The sequence below is a fragment of the Streptomyces phaeofaciens genome, from assembly GCF_014648915.1.
Taxonomy (GTDB): domain Bacteria; phylum Actinomycetota; class Actinomycetes; order Streptomycetales; family Streptomycetaceae; genus Streptomyces; species Streptomyces phaeofaciens.
In genome coordinates this window covers 155,768-168,832 of record NZ_BMSA01000011.1, presented here as the reverse complement: position 1 = coordinate 168,832, position 13,065 = coordinate 155,768, and the positions used below count along the sequence as shown (strand labels likewise).

Annotated in this window: 14 protein-coding genes; 7 read left to right on the top strand and 7 right to left on the bottom strand. The window is 74.1% G+C overall.

The annotated features are described in order from the left end of the window. Positions 1-14 precede the first annotated feature (14 nt). Positions 15-1,346, bottom strand: a complete 1,332-nt coding sequence (locus tag IE275_RS20100) for a hypothetical protein (RefSeq protein WP_189712715.1) — start codon at positions 1,344-1,346, stop codon at positions 15-17. 113 nt (positions 1,347-1,459) lie between these two features. Between IE275_RS20100 and IE275_RS20095 the strand changes: the two genes are divergently transcribed. Together IE275_RS20095 and IE275_RS20090 are read left to right on the top strand one after the other, a co-directional pair. Then, positions 1,460-2,701, top strand: coding sequence for a molybdopterin-dependent oxidoreductase (locus tag IE275_RS20095; RefSeq protein WP_189712714.1), 1,242 nt, complete (start codon positions 1,460-1,462; stop codon positions 2,699-2,701). Beyond that, positions 2,701-3,168: a hypothetical protein gene (locus IE275_RS20090; protein WP_189712713.1), complete on the top strand. Its 468-nt coding sequence runs from the start codon at positions 2,701-2,703 to the stop codon at positions 3,166-3,168. Before IE275_RS20095 ends, IE275_RS20090 begins: the two co-directional genes overlap by 1 nt. Positions 3,169-3,260: 92 nt before the next feature. Here IE275_RS20090 and IE275_RS20085 read toward each other — a convergent pair whose 3' ends face one another. Both IE275_RS20085 and IE275_RS20080 read right to left on the bottom strand, forming a co-directional pair. Further along, entirely contained in the window at positions 3,261-3,878 is a 618-nt protein-coding gene (locus IE275_RS20085) for a TIGR04282 family arsenosugar biosynthesis glycosyltransferase (RefSeq protein WP_189712712.1), read from the bottom strand. Continuing rightward, positions 3,875-4,585, bottom strand: a complete 711-nt coding sequence (locus tag IE275_RS20080) for a glycosyltransferase family 2 protein (protein WP_189712711.1) — start codon at positions 4,583-4,585, stop codon at positions 3,875-3,877. Before IE275_RS20080 ends, IE275_RS20085 begins: the two co-directional genes overlap by 4 nt. 114 nt (positions 4,586-4,699) lie before the next feature. Between IE275_RS20080 and IE275_RS20075 the strand changes: the two genes are divergently transcribed. From IE275_RS20075 to IE275_RS20065, 3 genes are read left to right on the top strand one after another with little or no spacing between them, the layout of a single operon-like run. Continuing rightward, positions 4,700-5,407 (top strand): response regulator transcription factor, encoded by a 708-nt coding sequence (locus tag IE275_RS20075; RefSeq protein WP_189712710.1) that lies wholly within the window; start codon positions 4,700-4,702, stop codon positions 5,405-5,407. Between the two features lie 2 nt (positions 5,408-5,409). Next, positions 5,410-6,519 carry a sensor histidine kinase gene (locus IE275_RS20070; protein ID WP_189712709.1) on the top strand — a complete coding sequence of 370 codons (1,110 nt, stop codon included), beginning with the start codon at positions 5,410-5,412 and terminating at the stop codon, positions 6,517-6,519. 54 nt (positions 6,520-6,573) lie between these two features. Further along, positions 6,574-7,293 carry a flavodoxin family protein gene (locus tag IE275_RS20065; protein WP_189712708.1) on the top strand — a complete coding sequence of 240 codons (720 nt, stop codon included), beginning with the start codon at positions 6,574-6,576 and terminating at the stop codon, positions 7,291-7,293. A 28-nt stretch (positions 7,294-7,321) separates the two neighbouring features. Here the strand turns inward: IE275_RS20065 and IE275_RS20060 are convergent, their stop codons facing one another. Together IE275_RS20060 and IE275_RS20055 are read right to left on the bottom strand one after the other, a co-directional pair. Next, the gene (locus IE275_RS20060) at positions 7,322-8,251 is read right to left on the bottom strand and encodes a hypothetical protein (protein ID WP_189712707.1); all 930 of its coding nucleotides are present in this window, start codon (positions 8,249-8,251) and stop codon (positions 7,322-7,324) included. A gap of 109 nt (positions 8,252-8,360) precedes the next feature. After that, positions 8,361-8,765 carry a hypothetical protein gene (locus IE275_RS20055; protein WP_189712706.1) on the bottom strand — a complete coding sequence of 135 codons (405 nt, stop codon included), beginning with the start codon at positions 8,763-8,765 and terminating at the stop codon, positions 8,361-8,363. Positions 8,766-9,047: 282 nt separating this feature from the next. Between IE275_RS20055 and IE275_RS20050 the strand changes: the two genes are divergently transcribed. Continuing rightward, positions 9,048-10,271 carry a helix-turn-helix domain-containing protein gene (locus IE275_RS20050; RefSeq protein ID WP_189712705.1) on the top strand — a complete coding sequence of 408 codons (1,224 nt, stop codon included), beginning with the start codon at positions 9,048-9,050 and terminating at the stop codon, positions 10,269-10,271. On the opposite strand, the gene IE275_RS20045 is transcribed toward IE275_RS20050, so the two are convergent. Further along, positions 10,268-11,470, bottom strand: a complete 1,203-nt coding sequence (locus tag IE275_RS20045) for an erythromycin esterase family protein (RefSeq protein ID WP_189712704.1) — start codon at positions 11,468-11,470, stop codon at positions 10,268-10,270. The two genes, IE275_RS20050 and IE275_RS20045, sit on opposite strands and share 4 nt — an antisense overlap. A gap of 68 nt (positions 11,471-11,538) precedes the next feature. Here IE275_RS20045 and IE275_RS20040 point away from each other — a divergent pair, with 68 nt between their 5' ends. Continuing rightward, entirely contained in the window at positions 11,539-12,288 is a 750-nt protein-coding gene (locus tag IE275_RS20040) for a TioE family transcriptional regulator (protein WP_189712703.1), read from the top strand. A 100-nt stretch (positions 12,289-12,388) separates the two neighbouring features. Here the strand turns inward: IE275_RS20040 and IE275_RS20035 are convergent, their stop codons facing one another. Next, positions 12,389-12,913, bottom strand: a complete 525-nt coding sequence (locus IE275_RS20035; protein ID WP_189712702.1) for a GtrA domain-containing protein — start codon at positions 12,911-12,913, stop codon at positions 12,389-12,391. Positions 12,914-13,065: the final 152 nt, after the last annotated feature.

The following is a 13,065-nucleotide window of genomic DNA, read 5'->3' as shown; positions in this document are numbered from 1 at the left end:
GACGGGCCGGCCGCTCACCACCCGGTGCGCAGCAGATGGTTGAGGAGCAGTGCGAGGACCGCCTGGGCGGCCAGCCAGGCGCGGGGGTGGGTGAGGAACGCGCAGGACGGGAGCAGCCACAGCGCGAACGGGAGCCAGATGCGTTCCGTCTCCGCCTTGCTCATGCCGGAGAGGTCGGCGGCCAGCACGGCCACGAGCGCGGCGGCCACGAGCAGGGCGAGCCGGACGTCGCCACGCGGTGCGGCACGCCGCCGGAGCAGCACGGCACCCGTCCGCCGCAGCCCCGCCGCCGTCGCCAGGCCCGTGATCAGGACCGTGCAGGCGAGATTGGCCCACACCCAGTAGCCGTACGGCCGTACACCGCCCGCACCCTGGCGGTAGCGCGTGACCAGCAGCCGGTACGCCTCCCACCAGTCGAACCCGGCGAGCGTGAACGCCGTCGGCACGACGGCCAGCCCGGCGAGCAGCGCCACCACCAGCACCGGCCGCGCCCGGACCCCGGACCGGCCGAGCAGCAGCACCGCCGCGCCGAGGACGGCGACGAGCGTGAGGCCGTAGGAGAGATAGCACGCGAGCCCGAACAGCAGGCCCGACACGACGGCCCACCCCACCCACCGCCCGGTGACCGCCAGCGTCAGCGTGGCCACCGCCCAGGCCGCGACCGCCGCGAAGTACGCGTCGGCCGAGGTGCCCATCCACACCGCGGCGGGGGCCAGGACCAGGAAGGGGGCCGCCCGTCGTGCGAGACCCTCCCCGGCCAGCGCCCGTACCGCGACGAGCACGGCCACGCACGCCGTCGCGCCGGCCAGGATGCACCAGGCTCCGGCCCAGCCGCCGCCCCGCAGCCCGGCCCGGCCGAGGAGGACGAACGTCAGGGTGGCCGCCGGGGGATGGCCGGCGACATGGGCGGGCCAGTTGTCGGGGGAGTCCAGAAGGATGTGGTGGGTGAAGTCCCGCAGGGTGCCGGGGATGTCGTCGAAGCGGTCGACGACCCGGAGGTACTCGTGCCGGGTGGTGAGCCGCGCCGCGATGCCCCGCTGCCAGCCGTCGACGAGGGCGAGCGAGACGATCCACGCCGTGGCCGCGCCCCAGGACGCCGCGAGCAGGGCGCGCCAGGGCAGGCGGACGGCCAGCGCGGGGCCGTACGCCGTGACGGCCGCGGCCACCAGCAGCGCGGCCGGGGTGCCGGGCCCCGTGTGCGGGCCCCAGGTGGCCAGCAGAGGGGGCCAGTTCACGAACAGCGTGTGCCGGGTGTCCTGGAGGTGGCGGCCGACCGACACGGCCACGGCGACGAGCACGGCGGCGGCCAGGGCGGCGCACAGATCACGTAGAAGGGGGCGGGTCACACCGGCACGCTAGGCCGACCGGCGGGATTCGGGCCGCCGTCCGGGCCGGACGTCAGCGTTTCGTCATGGGTCGCGCGGCCCTTCACGGGGGTGCCCATGTCTACGGTCGGCGCATGCGAGACGATCCCCGGCTCCCCACCTCCCCCGGATTCTGGCGCAGCCCCCTGCGCGGCCCCTGGTTCACGTCCGTGCTCGGTGTCGTCCTGCTCGTCGGCATCACGGTGCTGTTCGTGACGGGCCTGGTCTCGTACGCCGCCTACAACCCGGACCTGTCCCCGGTGAACGACAAGACCCCGGACAAGGGGATCCTCGGCTTCTACCTCTTCGCGTGGCCGACACACCCGCACTGGCTGTACCGGCTGAACCAGGGCGTCCACGTCACCCTGGGCATCACGCTGGTCCCGGTGCTGCTGGCCAAGCTGTGGTCGGTGGTGCCGAAGCTGTTCGCGCTGCCGCCCGCCCGCTCGCTTGCCCACGCCCTGGAGCGGATCTCCCTGGTGCTGCTGGTCGGCGGCGGCCTCTTCGAGTTCGTCACCGGTGTCCTCAACATCCAGCTCGACTACGTCTTCCCGGGCTCCTTCTACCCGCTGCACTTCTACGGCGCGTGGGTGTTCATCGCCGCGTTCGTCGCCCACGCCGTCCTCAAGACGCCCAGGGCGCTGCGCAATCTGCGGCACCTGCGGGAGGGCCGGGAGGGCGAGGAGGACGGCCTGGTGTCCCCGCGCCCCGCCGAGCCGACCGTGTCCCGGCGCGGCGCCCTGTGGTTCGTCGGGGGTGGCGCGCTGCTGCTGTTCCTGACGACCGTGGGGCAGTGCTTCGACAGCCTGCGCCGCACCGCCCTCCTCGCCCCGCACGGCGGCGCCGACCCCGGCAGCGGCCCGAACGGCTTCCAGATCAACAAGACCGCCGCCTACGCCGGCATCGACCCGGCCGAGATTGGCCCGGACGCCTGGCGGCTCGTGGTCACCGGACGGACGGGCACCGTCCGCCTCGCCCGCGCCCAGCTCGCCGCGCTCCCCCTGCACAGCTCGGCGCTGCCGATCGCCTGCGTCGAGGGCTGGTCGACGTCCGACCAGTGGTGGCGGGGCGTGCGGCTGCGCGATCTCGCCGCGCTCGTCGGGTACGACGGCGACCCCCCGGACCTGTTCGTCGAATCCCTTCAGCGCCGCGGCGCCTTCCGGCACGCCGCCCTCAGCGCCGGCCAGGTCGCCGACCCGCGGTCCCTGCTCGCCCTGTACGTCAACGGCGAGGAGCTGTCCCCCGACCACGGCCACCCGGCACGGGTGATCGTGCCCGCCGCGCCCGGTGTGCTGAACACCAAGTGGGTGGCCCGGATGACGTTCGGAGACCTGTGATGCGCCGGCCGAGGATCCCCGTCGGAGGCCCCTGGCAACTGCTGCTGCTCGCCTGCTCGTTCGCCCTCGCCGGGTACGCGGGCGTGCGCCTGCTCGGCGCCGCCGACGACCGGTTCGACGTCGTGCTGTGGATCGTCGGTGCCGCACTGCTGCACGACCTCGTCCTGCTGCCCCTGTACACGGCGGCGGACCGGGCCGTCGTCCACGGCCTCGACGCGGCCGGTCACCGCACGTGGACGGGGTACGTACGGGTCCCGGCCGCGTTCTCCGGCCTGCTGCTGCTCGTGTGGTTCCCGCTGATCGCCGGACGGGTGGACCGGCGCTACCGGCTGGGCACCGGACTGTCGCCGGACGGCTTCCTCGCCCGCTGGCTGCTGATCACCGCCGTCCTCTTCGGCGGCTCGGCCCTGCTCCTGGCCCTACGGCTGCGCAGAGCCGGCCGACGGCGACCGCCGGCCGTCCGCTGACCGGCCCGAGGGCGGTGCGGGCCGGCCCGGGGCGTTCCACCGGTGTGCCGCCGCCGTGCACCGGGCCGCCGCGCGGCGAAGCGGCCGGCGTTCTACCGGTGTGCCGCCGCCGTGCACCGGGCCAGCCGCGCGGCGAAGCGGCCGTGCGGGGCCAGCGCGGCCACCGCGTGGGCGTCGGCGGCGGTGTCGACGTCCCGCAGCCGGGGCAGATCGCGCACCCGCAGCCCCGCCTCGACGAGCCGCCGACGCTGTACGGCGCCCGTCACCGCCGTCGACATCGGCACACCCCGCAGCAGCGCGGGATCGGGCTCGGCCAGTCCGAGCGCCCAGAAGCCGCCGTCCTCGGCCGCTCCGAAGAACGCGTCGCACCCGGTGAAGTCGACGTCGAGCAGCCGTGGCGTGACCTGCGGGGTGTCCATGCCGATCAGCAGGGCGGGCCCGGCGCAGCGGCCGAACGCGTCCGCGAGCCGTTCGTCGAGACCACCGGGTCTCTGCGGTACGACGTCGAAGCCCGGCGGGAGCCAGGGGCCGGGGGTGCCGTCCAGCACCAGGACACGGCGGGTGGCCGGGGCGGCGGCCACCGCCAGGAGCGTGTCCGTGAGCGAGGCCTCCGCGAGCGCCGCCGCCTCGCGCGCGGTGAACGGCGGGGTGAGCCGGGTCTTCACCCGCCCCGGCAGCGGCTCCTTGGCGATGACGAGCAGGGTGGTCATCGTGCCGCCCTCTCCCGCGCCGGGGCCTCGTGCAGGACGCCGCTCATGTCCCGCACCGCCTGCCAGGTGCCGCGCCACGTACCCGTCACCTTCGAGGCGCCGGCCCGCGGCAGGTAGGGGACGTCCCGCTCGGCGATCCGCCAGCCCGCGTCGGCGGCGCGCACCACCATCTGGAGCGGGTAGCCGCTGCGCCGGTCGGTCAGACCGAGGCCGAGCAGCGGCTCGCGGCGGGCGGCGCGCAGCGGGCCCAGGTCGTGCAGGGCGAGGCCGGTGCGGCGGCGCAGCAGCCGGGCGAGCGCGAGGTTGCCGGCCCGGGCGTGCGCCGGCCAGGCGCCCCGGCCGCGCGGGCGCCTGCGGCCGAGCACCAGATCGGCGGCGCCGGCCCGTACCTCGGCCACGAAGGGCACGAGCAGCGACGGATCGAGAGAGGCGTCGCAGTCGCAGAAGCACACGACGTCGGCGGTGGCGGCGGCCAGCCCGGCGTGGCAGGCGGCGCCGAAGCCCCGCCGCGGCTCGTGCACGACGGTCGCGCCGAGGTCCCGGGCAAGCTCCGCCGAGCCGTCGGTGGAACCGTTGTCCACGACCAGGGCGCGCCAGCCGGCCGGGATCCGGGCCAGGACCCAGGGCAGGGCCTCCGCCTCGTCCAGGCAGGGGAGCACGACATCGACATCGCCCGGTGGCGAGGGTGAGATGGTCACGCCCTTCACCCTACGAACGCGAAACGGGCATTTCGGGCTCCGGCTCCTTACGAAACGCGGACGTCGTGGCGCCGGGCACCCTCCCGGGCCGTGTGGACGCGGGCGTGGTGCGAGGCTGGAGGCATGCAGCAGCGAGCCGATACGGCAGGGTCCGCGAGAGTCCTGGTCGTCGACGACGACCCCACGGTCGCGGAGGTCGTCGCCGGATACCTGGACCGGGCCGGCTACACCGTCGACCGGGCCGACGACGGCCCCATGGCCCTGACCCGGGCCGCCGCGCACTGGCCCGACCTGGTGGTCCTGGACCTGATGCTGCCCGGCATGGACGGCCTGGAGGTGTGCCGCCGGATGCGCGGCCACGGGCCCGTGCCGGTCATCATGCTCACCGCGCGCGGCGACGAGGAGGACCGCATCCTCGGCCTGGAGGTCGGCGCCGACGACTACGTCACCAAGCCGTTCAGCCCGCGCGAGCTGGTCCTGCGGGTGGAGTCGGTACTGCGCCGCTCCCGGCCCGCCACCGGCACCGGCACGCTGGCCGCGGCCGGTCTCACCGTCGACCCCGCCGCCCGCCGGGCCACCCGCGAAGGCGTCGAACTCGCCCTCACCCTGCGCGAGTTCGACCTCCTCGCCTTCTTCCTGAAGCATCCCGGGCGGGCCTACGGCCGCGAGGACCTGATGCGGGAGGTGTGGGGCTGGGACTTCGGCGACCTGTCCACCGTCACCGTCCACATCCGCCGGCTGCGCGGCAAGGTCGAGGACGATCCGGCCCGCCCCCGGCTGATCCAGACGGTGTGGGGCGTCGGCTACCGCTTCGAACCGGGGGAGGAGTGATCATGCGGGACACGGTCCTCATCGCCCTGTACGCCTTCGCCGGGGCCGCCGTCACCGGCCTGGCCGGAGCGGCTGCGCTGCGTCTGCTGCGCCGCCGCTCGCTCACGGCCTCCCTCACCGTGGTGGCGGCCGTCGGGGTGGTCGCGATGCTCGCGGGCACGCTGGCCGTCGCCTGGGCGATGTTCCTGTCGCCCCACGACCTGACCGTGGTGACGACGGTCGTGGCCATGGCGGCGGTCGTCTCCCTGGCCACCGCACTGCTGCTGGGCCGCCGGGTCGTCGCCCGCAGTCGCGAACTCGCCGCCGCCGCCCGCTCGTTCGGGGACAGTGGAGACTTCGCCGTCCCGGACGGCCCGGCGACCGCCGAACTCGACGCGCTCAGCCGCGAGTTGGCCGCGACGAGCGCCAGGCTCGCCGAATCCCGCGACCGCGAACGGGCGTTGGAGACCTCGCGGCGCGAGCTGGTCGCCTGGATCTCGCACGACCTGCGCACCCCGCTGGCCGGGCTGCGGGCCATGTCCGAGGCGCTGGAGGACGGCGTGGCCGCCGACCCCCACCGCTATCTGCGGCAGATCCGCACCGAGGTCGAGCGCCTCGACGGCATGGTCGGCGACCTCTTCGAACTCTCCCGCATCCACGCCGGCACACTGCCCCTGACCTGCTCCCGCATCTCGCTCTACGACCTCGTCGGCGACGCCCTCGCGGGCGCGGACCCGCTCGCCCGGGAGCTCGGCGTACGGCTCGTCGGCGACCGGGTGGCGGCGGTCCCGGTGGAGGTCGACGGCAAGGAGATGAGCCGGGTCCTGGGAAACCTCCTGGTCAACGCGATCCGCCGGACCCCCGCCGACGGCACGGTCGCGGTGGCGGCCGAAAGCTCACCGGAGGGTGTCGTGGTCTCGGTGACGGACGGCTGCGGCGGCATCCCCGAGGAGGACCTGCCCCGCGTCTTCGACACCGGCTGGCGCGGCACCCACGCCCGGACCCCGCCGGCGGGCGCCGGCCTGGGCCTCGCCATCGTCCGGGGCATCGTGGAGGCGCACCAGGGCCGGGCCACCGTACGCAACATCCCGGGCGGCTGCCGCTTCGAGGTGCTGCTGCCGACGGCACGCTGAAGGCGAGGCGCGTCGAACCCGGACGAAACGGGCGCGACACGAGACCCTGCCGTCATGGACACAGCCCCCGCCCACCGTTTCGACGACCTCACCGCGCTCTACATCAACTGCACCCTCAAACCGTCCCCGCAGCTCAGCCACACCGAGGGCCTGATCGACCGGAGCCGCGCGATCATGGATGCCGTCGGCGTGACGACGGACCTGGTCCGGGCCGTGGACCACGACATCGCGACCGGTGTGTACCCGGACATGACCGAGCACGGCTTCGCCACCGACGCGTGGCCGGCGCTGTACGAGAGGGTGATGGCGGCGGACATCCTCGTGCTCGCCGGCCCGATCTGGCTGGGCGACAACGGCTCCGTCACCAAGCGGGTCGTCGAGCGCCTCTACGCCTGCTCCTCACTGCTCAACTCCCAGGGTCAGTACGCCTACTACGGCCGCGTCGGCGGCTGCCTGATCACGGGGAACGAGGACGGCGTCAAGCACTGCGCGATGAACGTCCTCTACAGCCTCCAGCACCTCGGCTACACCGTCCCGCCCCAGGCGGACGCCGGCTGGATCGGCGCGGCCGGCCCCGGGCCGTCGTACCTCGACCCGGGCTCGGGCGGCCCGGAGAACGACTTCACCAACCGCAACACCAGCTTCATGACCTGGAACCTGATGCATCTCGCCGCCCTGCTCAAGCGCTCCGGAGGCGTCCCCGCCCACGGCAACCAGCGCTCGCAGTGGGACGCGGGCTGCCGCCCGGGCGCGGACAACCCCGAACACCGGTGAACCCGGCCCCCGGCCGGGCGAGGGCAGGTCACGCGGAGAGCGCGGGGAAGCACAGCCGTACCTCGTACCGGGCCTCCAACTGCCGGACGCGCGGCATCAGCTGGTCCGTCAGCTCCTCGATCTCCTGGCGGTGGGCGGCGGCGAACCGGTCCCGCGACGCCGTGCGCAGCGGCTCGCGCACGGCCTCGACCGGGGCCATGCACGCCGCGTAGTCGGCGGCCAGGTCCAGGTCGCTCCGGCCGGCGGCGAGCCGCCGGTCCACGAGCCCGAAGAACCTGTCCTCGCCGGTGACCTTCACCCCCCGTCGCGCGAGGCAGGAGGGGAACGCGCCGTAGACCCGGGCGACCGACTCGTCGGACGCCAGCCGGCCGATCTCCCTGAACCACGACATCCGCAGCGGGCCGTAGAGCGCCCGGAAGTCGTTCACGACACGCTGGCCCGCCGCCATGCAGCGTCGCACCGGACCGGACACCGCCGAGCCGTCCGGCGAGCCGGGTTCGCGGCCCTCGGTGGGCTCGGTGGACTCGGTGGACTCGGTGGACTCGGTGGAGGAGGACGCCGGAAGCGCGGTCGAGCCGAACCCGTGGCGCCGGATGAAGTCCAGGTCGGGCAGGTCCATGTACCGGGTGAAGGCGAGCGGCACCAGGTCCGGCATCGTCTCGCCCCGCGCGCGGACACAGCCGCGGACCTCGGCGTCGGCGACCGCCTCGCCGAAGGCGTCGAGGCCCTGGGACCACCGGGCCTCCGCGCCCGTCGCCGGCAGCACGGCGGGGGTGAGATCCGCCGGCACCTCGTAGGTCACCGGCGAGCTGCGGGGCACGGCGGGACCCGCGGCGGCCTCGGTGGAGGAAACGGACGGACCCGCACAGCCGGCCGTGCCCGCGGTGAGGGTGATCAGCGTGACCAGGGTGAGCACGGTGCGCAGCGGTGCCGCCGCTGCCCGGGACGGTCCGGCCATCCGGGGCCTTCCCCTTCTCTCTGTCGAGCGCTCGGTCGAGACCGGTGGACGGACGCCGGGTCCGGCGGGGCGGCCTCACGACGGCCCCGCCGGACCCGGTGCGGGTGCCTCAGTGCGTGATGTTCACGTAGTCCGGGGCGTCGTAGTAGCTCTCCACACCGAAGGTGGTGCCGTCGTTGAGGTCGGTCAGCAGAAGGACCGTGTCCACGGCGTAGGCGCCGTCGTCGAGGCAGTGCCAGCCCGAGGTGCCCCGGAACCAGGTGCCCGCGGAGTTGCGGTACATCCCGCGGTAGCAGTCGTAGCCCACCGCCGACGTGTCGTTCGCGTAGGTGAGGTTGAGGTCGCTGCACGTGCTGGTGGACGACTTGCTCGCGGTCTCCGAGTACGTCCGGTAGCCCGTCGTGATGGTCGTGGTCACGCACGCCTGGGGCGCGGCGGAGGCCGCCGGCGCCAGAGCGACCAGCGAGGCACCCAACACGCCGGTCGTGGCCAGTGCCGCCCAGAGCTTCTTCATGGACATCTCCTCCAGTCGGTGGTGCTCCGAGCCCGGATCACGGGGACGGGCCCGGCGCGGTCCCCCGTCGCCGCGCCGGCAGTTCCCCCGCCGAGCGACGCAGACACTGGCAAGGGGCGTCGGCCGGCGACAAGGAATCGGCCCGGGCTGGGATGCCGGGACGGCGGCGACCTGCGTGAACGCGGTGTATACGAGGGACTGTGGGACGAGCGCGGGACACGCACGGCCCGGAGGACTAGGATCCGGCCGCCGACGACCACGGTGACCTAAAGGGGTGTTCCCGTGACGCATAGTGCGGAATTCGAGAAATTCGCGGCGTGCCTGCGAGCCCTGAAAGGCCGGGCCGATCTCAGCTACGAGGCACTGGCCCACAAGACCGGCATCAGCAGTTCCAGCCTGCACCGGTACTGCTCGGGCTCCTACGTCCCGCCGGACTACGGCTGCGCACACCGGTTCGCCACGGCCTGCGGAGCCTCGCGCGAGGAACTCAGAAAGGTGCACCGCTTATGGGCTCTCGCGGACGCGGCCCGCTCGGCGTCGTCCGCCCCCGTGAGCCCCGAACCCGAACCCGAACCGGCGACACGGACCGAGACCGGGACCGGGACCAGGGCCGAACGCACGCAGGACGCCGGACCGGCGCGGACCGAAGCCCCGAGCCCCACCGCCGACCCGGGCGTGAACCCCAGCCCGGACCCGGCCTCCGACCCGGCCTCCGACCCGGCCTCCGTGGTGGACATCGTCCCCGCCGCGACCGCCCGGCGCGGAGCCTGGAACCAGCGGGGCCGGCTCACTCTCGCGGCGAGCGTCCTGGCCCTTGCACTCGCGGCGGGGGCATGGGCCCTGATACCCGAGACCGAGCCCCACACGACCGGCGCGACGAACACCACGGACACCACGGACACCAGGAACACCGGCAAGAAGGACAGCCGGCTCCTCTTCTCGGACGCGTGCGACGGCACGGTAGGCATGGGTCAGCAGGACGCCTGCGTACGGGAGGTGCAGCGGCTCCTCGCCCGGGCGGGGGCGGACATCGACGTCGACAGCCAGTTCGGGCCGCAGACACTGAGACGCGTGACCGCCTTCCAGGTGCTGGCCGGCATCGCCCCGAACGGGGTCGTCGGCGAGCAGACCAAGAAGGCCCTCTACGCGCAGAAGACCCGCATGGACACCTGGTCGCCGGAGAAGGTGCGGCAGCGCGTGCGTGAGGTGTTCGAGGAAGAGCCCGACCGCGCCGCCGCCATCGCCGACTGCCAGTCCTTCCTCGATCCGCTCCACATCCTGCCGAACACCAACGGCACCAGGAACTGGGGCGTCTTCCAGATCTCCGACACCACGCTGCGGGAGCTGGGCGGGACACCGAGCACGGCCCTCGAACCGGAATGGAACATCCAGGCCGCCCACCGGCTGTGGCAGCGCACCGAGGACTTCAGCGCCTGGCCCCACTGCGACCGGGCGTACCAGAGTTCCCCGCCCCCGACCCCGACCCCTTCCCTGAGCCAGCCCTAGATCTGTGGGACGTCCCTGACGAACACGATGCCGTCGCTGTCGGCCAGGTGGGCCGGGTCGAACGGGGCGTAGCCGAACCAGGGGGACACGCGGGGGGCGGGCCGCGTGTCGCCGAGGGCGGCGGCCAGCCGGGGGGCGTCGACGACGCAGGCGTCCTCCGGGAGCGCGTACAGGAGTCCTTCGAGGGTGTCCGGCGGCGGGGTGCCCACGCCCTGGTGCCGGATCGTGCCGAGGGCCGTGGCCACGAAGGCGTACTCCTGGCCGAGCGCGGCGTTCACCAGCGCACCGGCGCCCCACCACTCCAGCGGCGCCCCGCCCATGCGCATCGTGCTCTTCTCCCGCTGGAGATGGGAGTTGTGGGCGTGGACGAGCACCGGACCGCGTTCGGCGAGGGCGAGGAGGTTGTGGGCCATCATCTGGTCCCGCACGCCCACCAGCCGGGTCAGCCGGGCCGGTGAGGCGTCGGCCATCCAGTGGTGGTAGCGCAGCAGCCCGGTCGCGGTGCGCCCGTACAGGCGGGCGCGGTCCCACTCGTCCCGCGGTCTCGCCGTGCTCAGCTGCGGCGTCTGCGCGTCGAGCAGGGCCACCAGGTCGTCGGCGAGCAGCCGCAGTCGAGCGGCCTCGGCCGACTGCCCCACGGACCGGGCCGGGTCCCTCATCGCGGCGGGATCGGTCCACAAGTCGTCGGTGCCGAGCAGGCGGTCGAGTGTTTCCGCGGTGCAGGGGAGCAGATCCGCGTCCACCCGGGCCGCGAGGTAGCCGTGGAGTGCGGTGAGGGCCTGACGGGGGCTCGCGGCGCCGGTGATCTCCAGCGGGCCGTCGACACCGGCGAAGCGGAGCTGTTCGGATGCGGGCCGGCCGTCGTTGTGGGCACGCATCCAGCGCACGAGCTCGCGGTTGGCCGCGGACGCGCCCCAGCCGTGGCTGAGGCCGCGCTCCATGACCTCGTCGAGGGTGCCCGTGCCCGAGGTGACGTGGTCGTCCACGACCAGGCCCCTCAGGCAGTCGCTCTCGATGGCGATCGTCCGGTAGCCCTCCTCCTCGACGAGTTGCCGGAAGAGCGCGTTGCGCAGGTCGAGCAGCGTGTCCTCGCCGTGGGTGGGCTCGCCCAGGGCGAGGATGCGCGGCCGGGCCGGGAGCAGCCTCATGACGGCGGCCGCCCCGACGGCATGGGCGGTGTCCTTGATGTCGGTAGCCATGACCTCAACGCTATCGTTGAACTTTCGGTGGAAACTTTTCCGCTGACAGGCCTGATATCGGCGGGACCATGGGGCGAAACCTTCAAAGCGGTGAGCGGCTCAGGCCGGTCGATCTGGCGCGCGGGCACGGTCTGTCCACGCAGGCGGTCAGGAACTACGAGGAGGCTGGCATCCTTCCGGCCGCCGCGCGCACACCCCACGGCTACCGCACCTACACGCCGCTGCACGCGCGGGCCCTGCGCGCGTTTCTCGCCCTGGTGCCGGGACACGGCCACCGGACGGCGACCTCGATCATGCGGGCCGTGAACGAGGGCGCGGCGCAGGAGGCGTTCCGCCTCATCGACGAGAGCCACGCCCGGCTCCTCGACGACCGCCGGACCCTCCAGGCGGTGGAGAACGCTCTCCGCGACCTGGAGCCGAGCGCGGCGACCGAACCCGGTGGGGGCTCCGGGCCGGCCACGGCGTCCGGGCCCGGCGGCACGTTCATCGGGCCGCTCGCGGACGGGCTCGGCATCCGGCCCGCGACCCTGCGCACGTGGGAGCGCGCCGGTCTGGTGCGCCCGCGCCGCGACCCGCTGACCGGGTATCGCGTCTACGACGAGGCCGACGTACGGGACGCCCGGCTGGCCCACCAGCTCAGGCGGGGCGGCTACCTGCTGGAGCAGATCGCCCCGCTGATCGCCCAGGTGCGGGCGGCCGGCGGGCTGGAGCCGCTGGAGGCCGCACTCGGCGACTGGCACGGCCGGCTGTCCGCCCGCGGGCGGGCGATGCTGACCGGCGCCGCCGAGCTGGACGCGTACCTCCGTGAGCGTGGATGAGACGTCGGCCGGCCGGCCGTAGCGGGACACCTGGGACGGACGGACGCACCGGGCCGACGTTTCCCGTGGCGCGGGCGCGGAGCGCCGCCCGGCGGGACGGTCAGGCCGCGTGGCAGAGCGCCGCGGGGTCGGCCGGGGCCGCGTCGCGGGCCACGCTCGCGTGCACGGGACGGACGGTGTCGACGGTGGCCGCGGCCTGCGAACGGCCGCGCGCGAAGACGACGAGGCGCAGCACGGCGAACCGCGCGACACCGGCGAGTGCGGAGGCGGACAGGTAGACGACCTGTTCGAGCATCGCGCCGGGCGCCGCCACCAGCTGCTGGAGGACGAGCATCGCCACGCAGGTCACGGCGTACGCGGCCGCCGCGGACCCGGCCGACTGCGCATGCTGGCGCCAGGTCGCGCGCCCGCCCGCGCCGAAGGTGAAGCGGGCGTGCAGCTCGGTGGCGAGGAGCGTGGAGACCACGGTGATCAGCGCGTTGGCGAGGACCCAGGGAATCCAGGAGGCGAGGGCCACCACGGCGAAGCTGGAGGCGAGCCCCACCCCGCCGCCACAGACCACGAAGCGGGCGAAGGCGGCGAAGGTGCCGGGTGCCGACTGCTGCCGGCTCTGTGCTGTCTCCATGATCCGCCCCCATTTTTTGATGCCTCACTCCGCGAAACGCGCCCCCTTCGACCGCGAGGTCCAGGGGCGCGCCATCAGTGGTGCCATAGTGGCACACGCATGGCACCCAATGGGAGTCATTTATGGCACCCAATGGCACCCAATAGCGCCAC

Excerpts from the sequence above, each read along its gene's own strand:
- IE275_RS20095 (WP_189712714.1), top strand. The coding sequence starts at position 1,460 with ATGCGAGACGATCCCCGGCTCCCCACCTCCCCCGGATTCTGGCGCAGC.
- IE275_RS20045 (WP_189712704.1), bottom strand. The coding sequence starts at position 11,470 with ATGGCTACCGACATCAAGGACACCGCCCATGCCGTCGGGGCGGCCGCC.
- IE275_RS20055 (WP_189712706.1), bottom strand. The coding sequence starts at position 8,765 with ATGAAGAAGCTCTGGGCGGCACTGGCCACGACCGGCGTGTTGGGTGCC.
- IE275_RS20065 (WP_189712708.1), top strand. The coding sequence starts at position 6,574 with ATGGACACAGCCCCCGCCCACCGTTTCGACGACCTCACCGCGCTCTAC.
- IE275_RS20085 (WP_189712712.1), bottom strand. The coding sequence starts at position 3,878 with ATGACCACCCTGCTCGTCATCGCCAAGGAGCCGCTGCCGGGGCGGGTG.
- IE275_RS20075 (WP_189712710.1), top strand. The coding sequence starts at position 4,700 with ATGCAGCAGCGAGCCGATACGGCAGGGTCCGCGAGAGTCCTGGTCGTC.
- IE275_RS20040 (WP_189712703.1), top strand. The coding sequence starts at position 11,539 with ATGGGGCGAAACCTTCAAAGCGGTGAGCGGCTCAGGCCGGTCGATCTG.
- IE275_RS20035 (WP_189712702.1), bottom strand. The coding sequence starts at position 12,913 with ATGGAGACAGCACAGAGCCGGCAGCAGTCGGCACCCGGCACCTTCGCC.
- IE275_RS20090 (WP_189712713.1), top strand. The coding sequence starts at position 2,701 with ATGCGCCGGCCGAGGATCCCCGTCGGAGGCCCCTGGCAACTGCTGCTG.
- IE275_RS20070 (WP_189712709.1), top strand. The coding sequence starts at position 5,410 with ATGCGGGACACGGTCCTCATCGCCCTGTACGCCTTCGCCGGGGCCGCC.
- IE275_RS20060 (WP_189712707.1), bottom strand. The coding sequence starts at position 8,251 with ATGGCCGGACCGTCCCGGGCAGCGGCGGCACCGCTGCGCACCGTGCTC.